Source organism: Chryseobacterium sp. SIMBA_029 (assembly GCF_046535275.1).
GTDB lineage: Bacteria > Bacteroidota > Bacteroidia > Flavobacteriales > Weeksellaceae > Chryseobacterium.
In genome coordinates, this window is sequence record NZ_JAWRXA010000644.1 from 1 (window position 1) to 250 (window position 250).

1 protein-coding gene is annotated in these 250 nt (G+C 36.0%); it reads right to left on the reverse strand.

What is annotated here, in order from left to right; all coding sequences use genetic code 11:
* A partial coding sequence (locus SB679_RS25555; RefSeq protein WP_410705168.1) for a hypothetical protein occupies positions 1 to 239 on the reverse strand: 239 nt, incomplete at its 3' end.
* Positions 240 to 250: the final 11 nt, after the last annotated feature.

Genomic DNA, 250 nt, shown 5'->3' on the forward strand with positions numbered 1-250 from the left:
GTAGTAGTATTGGCGGTAGTGGTAGACACACTAATCAAGTCACAGTTCAAAATATTGATTGTCGTTCTTCCTCCAACTGCTGCTCCTGTTGTCAATATACCATTAATAGAGTTTACTGTCTTCAGATTGTTAATGGTAATCACTCTTCCCGCTGCAAGGTCAATGTTAACGCCTCCCTGAAGAATGTATTTGCTATAATTAGTTTCAGAAACAAAAGTCAGGGATTTATTTATAGTCAAATTTTCTATAT